Below are 6988 nucleotides of genomic sequence, written 5' to 3'. Positions count from 1 at the left end.
GCTACGCTCACGGAAGCGGCATAACCGAAACGACACCGTGTCCACGATTCGGGGTCAAGGCCCTGTGCAGGTTGTGACGAAACCAGGCCGCGAAACGTCACAAGCTGCACTTGATGTGCACCGGGTGCTTCCCCTCACGACCCCTGCGCGGCCCGCAGCACGTCCAGCATGATCGGGGTGCCGGTGATCGAGCCGAGGTTCCCGTCCTCCACGAACACCGCGGCGGCGAGGTCCTCGTGCCCGGCGATCACCCACGAGTGGGTGCGGGGCGGGTCCTCGTTGCCGTACTCGGCGGTGCCGGTCTTGCCGATGGCGGTGTCCGGGGACAGGGAACCGAGGTCCTCCAGGTGGCCGCTGGCCACGACCTCGCGCATCAGCGTGTGGAGCCCGGCGGACTCCCCGGAGGTCAGGGGCACGCGCGGAGCCGGTGCCGCGGCGGCGTCGTCGTCGTGCGCGGCGTCGTCGCCCGCAAGGAGCGTGGGCTGCACGAGCTTCCCGGCCTGCACGCTGGCGACGAACCGCGCCATTCCGAAGGGGGACACGAGGGTCCGCCCCTGCCCGAACATGGCGGCCACGTGCTCACCGGCCGGCTCCTCGGACGGGATGCTGCCGGAGAACACCGGCATGCCGGGCGCCATGTCCACGCCCACGCCCAGGGACTCCGCGGCGTCGGCGAGCTCTGGCTGCGAGATCCGCCCGTGCTGGGCCGCGAACGCCGTGTTGCACGAGTGGGCGATCGCCTGGCGCAGCGGGACCCGCCCCTCGAACTGCCGCGGATAGCCGGAGAAGTTCGCCACGCTCGTGCCCTCCGCGGCGTAGGTGTGAGGGCAGTCCACGGTGGTGTCCGGGGTGTCCCCCTGGCGCAGCATGGCCAGGGATGTGGCGATCTTGAAGGTGGAGCCTGGGGCGTACTGCCCGAGCGTCGCCGTGGGGTACCCCTTCGACCCGGCTCCGTTGGCGACTGCCAGGACGGCGCCGTCGGAGGGGCGCACGAGCACCACGGACGACGGCGAGTCCACGTCCTCCAGCGCGCGCTGCGCGGCCTCCTGCAGGGTGGCGTCCAGGGTGGTGTGCAGGTCCTCGCCCGCGCGCGGGGCGTGCGCCACGAGCTGGTGGACCCGCCCGGGTTCCAGGCTGCCGTCCGGGTTCACGCCCACGCGGTCGACGACGACGCCCGGCGCGCCCCGCAGGCTCGCCTCGTGCTCCTGCTGCAGACCCCCGCGGCCGATCCAGGCGCCCCGGGTGAGTGCTCCGCCCGAGTTCTCGAGGTCCTCCGCCGTGGCCTCGACCACCGAGCCGAGGGTTTCGGCGGCAAAGCCCTTGCTCCGCCCGAGCACCCGGGTGTCCTCCGTGGCCTGCATGCCGGGGATCTTCTTCATCTGCGCCGCGTCCAGGGCCCGGAAGTCCTCCTCGCGCAGCGTCACGGCCTCGACCCACGCGTCGTCCGACGCCTGCGCGACCGCCTTCCGGTAGGTCTCGGCGTCGATGTCCACCGCCTTCGCGAGGGCCGTTGCCGCGTCCGCACGCTGGGCCGCCGGGACTTTCCGGAGGTCCAGGCCCACGCGGTGCACGGGCTGCGACATGGCCAGCGGCACGTCGTTCGCGCCCAGGATCTCCCCGCGCTCCGGCTGGACCGTGCGGATGCGCAGCCCCTCGTTCCCGTTCAGCCCGGGCTCCACGACCGACGGCTGCCACGTGGACCGCCACCCGCCGTCGGCGCGGGTGAGGTCCACGTCCGTGCTGTAGGTCCAGTCCTCGTCAGTGGCGGGAAGGTCCCAGCGCCATGACAGCTCCGCCCGTGCGGTGTCCCCCTCCACCTCCGTGCCCGTGACCGTGACGTCCGGTTCGATGCCTCCCGTGGTGCGCAGGATCCGCTCCAGCTCGGTCTGCACCTCCTCGCCCGGCCCGTTCGAGAACGCCAGGCCGGAGACGTCCTCCGAGTGCAGGCCACGGGCAAGGTCGTCCGCGGCGGACCGGGCGCCGTCGTCCTGCAGCGCCGCGCAGCCGCTGAGTGAGAGGGCGGCGACGACGCCGAGCACCAGGGTCCGACGGCGCGTGCGGCGAGCGAGTGGATCGAGCATGGTGAGACTTCCGTCCTGGGGTTCCTGCAATGACTCGTTCACGGTAGGGAACGCAGGTTCCATATGTCCAAGACTTTGAAAAGGCATCTGACATAGGCTTGAAGATATGAAACAGGAACGGGCGGGCAACCTGCTGCGCTGGGTCGAGTGCTTCCTGGTGGTTGCGGAAGTGGGCCACATCGGACGGGCGGCCGAGACGCTCGGCATGTCGCAGCCACCGCTGTCGCAGACCATCCGCAGGCTCGAGTGCGCCGTGGGCGAGACCCTGTTCCTGCGCCACGCCCGGGGCGTCAGCCTGAGCCCCGCCGGCCAGGCGTTCCTCCCGCGGGCCCAGGAACTGATGGCCGCACGACGGCGCGTGCTCGCCCTGAGCGAGGACGTCGCCCTCCTGGACCGCTCCGTGCGGATGCTCCTGCCGCGCTCCGTGCCCGCCGCATGGGTGGGCAACCGCCTGCTCTCGCCCGGGGCGGACTTCACCGGAGCGCGGTGGGCGAGCGCGCCGTCGTCGGAGATCGTGCGGGAGGTGCGGGGTGCCCCCACGGCGGTGGGCGTGGTGGTCGCGCCGATCGTGACCGACGAGCTCGTGGCCCTGCCCGTGGTAGCCGTCGCCCAGGATCTGGTCACGACCGCCGTCGTGGAGAAGCCCGTCTCGCGCCGCACGCTGCGCCGCGCCGTCGGCCCCGTGCTCCTCACCGCACCGCGCACGGACGGCCCCGCCGCGCACGACGTCCTGGCCGCGGAGCTCGAGTCCCTGGGCGTGGCCGCCCGGCTCAAGGAGGTCGCGGACCCGCTGCAGCTCGCCGCCGAGATCCGGGTGGCGAGGGCCGCGGCCCTCGTGCCGCACTCGACGCCCGGGGTGGACGGGATCCCGCTGGAGGACGGGGTCCTGCCGCTCAGGCTCCGGGTGCTCCACCACCCGGACGCGGAGCCGGCGGCCCGGGAGGCCGCGAGCCTGCTGCAGACGTGCCTGAGCAGGTGTGGCGACGGTGAGCGCTGAGATGTGGGAGCGCCCCGCGGCCGACGCCGTGCTGGGCCGCCTTGCCCAGGACGTCACCGGGATCCTGCGGGACGCGGACATGACGGGCGCCGTGGCCGTGCGCGTGATCGACGCCCCCGAGCTGCCCGCGTTCGGGTGGCGGGCGGACGAGGCGTTCCCGGCGGCGTCGCTGTACAAGCTCGTGGTCATGGTGGCCTTCTGCCGCGCGGTGGACCGCGGCGACCTGGACCCGACGGCGCTCGTGACCCTCCGACCCGAGGACAGGGCGGACGGCCCCACGGGACTCGCGATCTGCCAGGACCCGGTACGGATCTCCTGGCGGGACCTGGTGCGGCTGATGATGACCGTCTCCGACAACGCCGCCGGGCAGGCCGTGCTGCGCGAGGTCGGCCACGCCCGCGTCCGGGACGTGCTGCGGGAAATGGGCCTGTCCAGCACCGTCGTCCGCCCGGGACCCGCACCCGACCCCGTCGGGTACGACCCGCTGCTCGTCTCCGCAACCACCGCCTCGGACCTGGTGGCGCTGCTGTGCGCCATCTGGCAGGACCGGGCCGCGTCGACTGCGCAGTGCGCGTTCATGCGCGAGGTGATGTCGCAGCAGGCCTGGGGCCACCGGTTCGCGGAGGCCTTCTCCTACCCCGGGGCCGGTGTCGCCGCGAAGACGGGATCGTTCGGGGCGCTGTGCCACGAGGCCGGCGTGATCTCCCACCCCGGGGAGAAGTCCATCGCGGTGGCGGTCCTGACCCGTTCCGTGCGCCGCGAACGGCAGATCGCGGTGTCCAACAGGATCGTCGGCCAGATCGCGCGGCACTGCGTGCGCAGCTACCGGCAGTTCCTCTAGTCCTCCAGGACGGGGCCCGTGAGGTGTTCCTCGATCCGTTCAAAGAGGTGCACGATGTCCCATCTGCCCTGGCCCCAGTCGAAGATCGTGGTCCCCAGTCTGGGCTCCTCGAAAGCGTGGATCCGGGTTCCCTCCGCTGTGGACGTCACCATCACGCGAAGAGTCATGCCCCAGGTCGCCAGGTTCATACGGCGCAGCAGGGTCAGCTTCTCCCCCTGCTCGTCGACCAGCTGGAACTGCCCCGTGGCAGCGTGGCGAACAGCCTCCCTCACCGCCTCCGGGCTTGCCGGGACGAGGAGGCTCGCCTCGCTGCGCGCCGCCTGCGTCTCGATCTCGTACTCTCCGTGGGCGGCCGTCACGCGCCGTCGTCTCACCAGGGACGCGAGGGCCCCAGTACCAGCGGCAGCAAGCACCATGAACACCGTGATCCCCCATGGCAGCTCCGTTAAGCTCGCGATTAGCCACAGGAGCAGAGCGGTGCACACTGACCACGCCACGATCCACACGCCCATCCGGGTGTCGCCCTCGTTCTCAGCCATCGGCCTCTCCTCACCGGGTCGCTGGGGTGCACCACAGCCCACGACTGTGTGCCGTGGTGGGAACTCTAGCCGGGGTGCCCTGCGCCCCGCGGCGCGCAGGGAGGCGCGGCACCCGGTCCCGCGGTGCGATCTTTAACGGAGCAAACGCACGATCGAGGGCCCCAGAGTGCGTTTGCTCAGTTTTTGCAGGGGTGACACGGGTGGCAGGGGCAGGGTCCCGGGGCGGCGGCGTCGTGAACGGCGCATCCCGCCTTTCTCCTCCCCGGTGCCCGGCCCTGTCCGCCCACCACCCCGGATTTTGTGCAGGTTGTGACGAAACCAGGCCGCGAAACGTCACAAGCTGCACTTTGTTCGAGGGGTGGGGGCAGAACGGGGCGCGGATCGTGCCCCGGGGCCCCGGTCGCGCCTCGTTTAGCTGTCCGAAAAAGGCTCCGCCGGACCGTGGAGCCGCGGCGCTGGGGTCGTTAGCGTGTGCACCATGACCACTTCCGTATTTGACCTCGAAGGCTTCGACCGCTCGGTCCGCCCGCAGGACGACCTCTTCCGCCACGTCAACGGTGCCTGGCTGCGCACCGCGGAGATTCCGGACGACAAGCCCAGCACGGGCGCGTTCATCGAGCTGCGCGACAAGGCAGAGCGGGCGGTGCGCGAGATCATCACGGGTGCGAATGCGGACGGCGAGCAGGCGGCGTCGTCCGCGGAACAGAGCGCGGAGACGAAGATCGCGCTGCTGTTCGCGTCCTTCATGGACACCGGGCGCATCGAGGCGCTCGGCACGGAGCCGCTGCGCGAGGACCTGGATGCCGTGGCCGCGATCGACTCGCCGCAGGCGCTCTCCCGCTGGTTCGGCACGGCCATGCGCCGTGGCGTGGGTGCCGCGCTGGACATCGACCTGGACTCGGACCCGGGGGACCCGCAGCGCAACCTCGTGTTCGTGGGGCAGGCTGGGCTGGGACTGCCGGATGAGGAGTACTACCGCGAGGAGCAGTACGCGTCCCTGCGCGAGAAGTACGTGGCGCACGTCCAGAAGATGCTGGAGCTCGCGGGGTACGACGACGCCGCGCAGCAGGCTCGCGCGGTCATGGACCTGGAGACGCGCATCGCCTCCCACCACTGGGACAAGGTGACCGTCCGGGACCTGACGAAGATGTACAACCCCATGAGTTTCCATGAGCTCGCCGGGCAGGTGCAGAACCTGGACTGGGACGCCGTGCTGGAGGGTGTGGGGCTGTCCCCGGAGCACCTGAGCACAGTGGTCAACGCGCAGCCGAGCTTCTTCACCGGCCTGGACGGTCTGCTCACGCAGGACGAGCTCGAGGCGTGGAAGTCCTGGGCCCGCTGGAACGTGGTCTCCGCGCGCGCGGCCTACCTGCCCGAGGCGTTCGTGGCGGAGAACTTCGCGTTCTACGGCACGGCGCTGTCCGGCACCCCGCAGCTGCGCGAGCGCTGGAAGCGCGGCGTCGCGCTGGTCAACGGCGCGCTGGGCGAGGCCGTGGGCAAGCTGTACGTGGCGGAGAACTTCTCTCCCACCGCCAAGACCCGCATGGACGAGCTGGTGGCCAACCTGCTGGAGGCCTACCGCGACTCCATCGAGACGCTCGACTGGATGACCGAGGAGACCCGCGCGGAGGCGCTGCGCAAGCTCACCGGTTTCACCCCCAAGATCGGCTTTCCGGAGAAGTGGAAGGACTACTCGGCGTTGGAGATCCGCGGAGACGACCTCGTGGGCAACGTGGTGCGCACTGCTCAGTTCGGTGTGGCCGAGCTCGCGCGCAAGGCTGGCAAGCCGGTGGAGAGGCACGAGTGGCTGATGACTCCGCAGACGGTCAACGCGTACTACCACCCGCTGCGCAACGAGATCGTGTTCCCGGCCGCCATCCTGCAGCCCCCCTTCTTCAACGAGGACGCGGACGACGCCGTCAACTACGGTGGCATCGGATCGGTGATCGGCCACGAGATCGGCCACGGCTTCGACGACAAGGGCTCCACGTGCGACGGCGAGGGAAAGCTTCGCAACTGGTGGACGGACGCGGACCGCAGCGCGTTCGAAGAGCGCACGGCCCGGCTGGTGAGCCAGTACGCGGCGCTGTCCCCGGCACAGTTCGACGGCGACGACGACGCTCCGCACCTCAACGGCGAGCTCACCCTGGGCGAGAACATCGGTGACCTGGGCGGACTGTCCATTGCCCACAAGGCATGGAAGACGGCCCAGGGGAAGAAGGGGAACCCGGACACCGAGAGCATCGACGGATACACCCCGGCGCAGCGGCTGTTCATCTCATGGGGTTACGTGTGGCGGGAGAAGTCCCGCGACGAGGCGTTGCGCACGCGGATCGCCACCGACCCGCACTCCCCCGCGGAGTTCCGCGCGAGCCAGACGCCCCGCAACGTGGACGCATTCTACGAGGCGTTCGACGTCACGGACGCGGACGCCATGTGGCTTCCGGAGGAGGAGCGCGTGCGCATCTGGTGACACCCGCGCCACCTCGCACACGGCCGTGGCCGGTACTCTCCGTCCAGGAGGGCGCCG

5 protein-coding genes are annotated in these 6988 nt (G+C 70.9%); 3 read left to right on the top strand and 2 right to left on the bottom strand.

The features are described from left to right. Positions 1-134: 134 nt before the first annotated feature. Positions 135-2081: a penicillin-binding transpeptidase domain-containing protein gene (locus tag FS770_RS11535; protein ID WP_186366773.1), complete on the bottom strand. Its 1947-nt coding sequence runs from the start codon at positions 2079-2081 to the stop codon at positions 135-137. 106 nt (positions 2082-2187) lie between these two features. Here FS770_RS11535 and FS770_RS11530 point away from each other — a divergent pair, with 106 nt between their 5' ends. Then, on the top strand, positions 2188-3078 hold the full coding sequence (locus FS770_RS11530; RefSeq protein WP_144066397.1) for a LysR family transcriptional regulator: 891 nt from the start codon (positions 2188-2190) through the stop codon (positions 3076-3078). Next, on the top strand, positions 3068-3919 hold the full coding sequence (locus FS770_RS11525) for a serine hydrolase (protein ID WP_145011956.1): 852 nt from the start codon (positions 3068-3070) through the stop codon (positions 3917-3919). The genes FS770_RS11530 and FS770_RS11525 overlap by 11 nt, the downstream gene beginning before the upstream one ends. On the opposite strand, the gene FS770_RS11520 is transcribed toward FS770_RS11525, so the two are convergent. Next, on the bottom strand, positions 3916-4458 hold the full coding sequence (locus FS770_RS11520; protein ID WP_145011953.1) for a hypothetical protein: 543 nt from the start codon (positions 4456-4458) through the stop codon (positions 3916-3918). The genes FS770_RS11525 and FS770_RS11520 overlap by 4 nt on opposite strands. 478 nt (positions 4459-4936) lie before the next feature. Here FS770_RS11520 and FS770_RS11515 point away from each other — a divergent pair, with 478 nt between their 5' ends. Next, a complete protein-coding gene (locus tag FS770_RS11515) occupies positions 4937-6931 on the top strand; it encodes a M13 family metallopeptidase (protein ID WP_145011950.1) in 1995 nt (664 codons plus the stop codon). Positions 6932-6988 lie beyond the last annotated feature (57 nt).

The sequence above is a fragment of the Kocuria salsicia genome (genome assembly GCF_007681555.1).
Classification (GTDB): domain Bacteria; phylum Actinomycetota; class Actinomycetes; order Actinomycetales; family Micrococcaceae; genus Kocuria; species Kocuria salsicia.
The sequence above is the reverse complement of the archived record's forward strand: the minus strand, read 5'-3'. Positions and strand labels throughout refer to the sequence as shown.